We start from the raw sequence: 1,801 nt of genomic DNA, 5'->3' as shown, positions 1-1,801 counted from the left end.
ACTCCAGGACCACACGCCGGAACTAGCTCGGAACTGAACAGGGGTGCGTCTTCAAGATACACGGCCTTGACTGAATTGCGTGGTGCATAGGCTGCCAGCCATGCAGCCAGAACGCCACCCGACGAATGTCCAGCCACTAGCGTCGGGCGTCCGATCGCATGCTGGATTAAGCGCACCAGATCGTTACCCCAAGTGTCGAGCGTATAGCGCCTGGGCGTGCGGCTAGAGCGACCTTGTCCGCGAAGATCCACTGCAAACACCTGAAAGTCGGACTGTAGGCGAGCCATCACGGATTCATAGTCCCACCACGATGCCGCCTGACCCGGTATCAGCAGGAGCGCAGGTGCTGACGATTGCCCGGCTACGGCATAGTTCAATGTAACTTCGCCAAGGTCGATTTGCCTCTCGGCGAACGAGTGGGGGAGATAGGTCACTGCTGGAGTGTTAGTGTCGAAATGTTGAGTCATACTCTTGCCTTTTCCTCGAATGGTTCTTACTTGACCGACGTGCGACGGGCCAGGCACGAATCAGTGCGTCACCGCTTCGCACGTGTCCTGCATGAAACAAAGCGGATTCGCGATATTTCAGTTCGGGCCATACGAGTAGAATAGCGGCCGATATATGACATCGACTGTCGTATATTTGGGTTAATCTAGATCGGCCCTGGATAATTGCCTTATGAAATCCGACCGTCTTATCTCGATCCTTTTGTTGCTACAGACGCGCGGTCGTTTGTCTACGCGCGAAATCGCCGAAAAGCTCGAAGTCTCCGATCGCACGGCGTACCGTGATATGGAATCGCTGTGCATGGCAGGCGTTCCGCTAATAGCGCATCGTGGGTCGCAAGGGGGATGGGAATTGGCAGAAGGCTGGAAGACCGATGTACCGGGTCTTACTTCCAGGGAGATTCAAGGGCTGCTGATGTCGAGACCGAGTCTGCTCGGCACAACCAACCTTGCGATCGCGGCAGAGAGTGGTTTTGAAAAGCTTATCGCATCGTTGCCAGGGCCGATGCAAACACAGGCAAGCGCGATACGTGCTCGCCTGCACATTGATCCGACGGACTGGTGGGCTCCGGCGGAGGATCTATCCGCTTTCCCATTCGTTCATGAAGCGGTTCTGTCCGATCGCAAGATCAACTTCACTTATACAACGGACGACGAATCTCGCAATAGAACCGTTGATCCTTTGGGGATGGTGTGTAAGCAGGCAATCTGGTATCTCGTTGCCAAGACTCCGAAAGGAGTAAGAACATACCGGCTGTCCCGTATGAGCAATATCGTGGTTCTCGCTACGCTGACACAACGGCCGTCCCGATTTCAACTGGCGAAATATTGGAAGAAAAGTACAGAGGAGCTGAAAGAGAAAGGCCGCGGTGTACGAACGACTATCGCGCTCACTGCTGAAGCTGCAAAGCGACTGGGTTCGTGGGTTACGTATTCCCTTGTGGAAGGCGACGAGAATGGCTGGCTGATATTTGATGTCCGATTCGAGAAGTATGACGATGCATTGTTCTTCGTATTGGGCTCAGGTTCGCATGCGATGGTTCTCCAACCAGCAAAGCTCCGAAAACAAGTCCAGCTGGAGCGCATGCAGGCATGCCAGCTCAGGAAAAACAATCTCGACGAAGGGCTGTAGCGGGCAACATGAGGTGAATCGCTCGCGCCTGGATCGTGCATCCGTGTTGGGTCGCTGTTTGCCGCTACATTAATCTTCGACTGCATACTGGCATTAGATGCTTCTGCGGATCGGCTAAAGGCGGACACTCGGCCCGAACGCACGACGGTCCGCTGTTGGCCGA

At 54.6% G+C, this 1,801-nt stretch carries 2 protein-coding genes; one reads left to right on the top strand and one right to left on the bottom strand.

Features of this window, described 5'->3' with window-relative positions:
* Positions 1-467: alpha/beta fold hydrolase (locus FFS45_RS41440; protein ID WP_137960351.1), on the bottom strand; the 467-nt coding region annotated here is incomplete at its 3' end.
* A 211-nt stretch (positions 468-678) separates the two neighbouring features.
* Between FFS45_RS41440 and FFS45_RS41435 the strand changes: the two genes are divergently transcribed.
* On the top strand, positions 679-1,638 hold the full coding sequence (locus tag FFS45_RS41435; protein WP_137960350.1) for a YafY family protein: 960 nt from the start codon (positions 679-681) through the stop codon (positions 1,636-1,638).
* Positions 1,639-1,801: the final 163 nt, after the last annotated feature.

Source organism: Burkholderia sp. 4M9327F10 (genome assembly GCF_005503145.1).
Taxonomy (GTDB): Bacteria; Pseudomonadota; Gammaproteobacteria; order Burkholderiales; family Burkholderiaceae; genus Paraburkholderia.
The sequence above is the reverse complement of the archived record's forward strand: the minus strand, read 5'-3'. Positions and strand labels throughout refer to the sequence as shown.

Excerpts from the sequence above, each read along its gene's own strand:
- FFS45_RS41435 (WP_137960350.1), top strand. The coding sequence starts at position 679 with ATGAAATCCGACCGTCTTATCTCGATCCTTTTGTTGCTACAGACGCGC.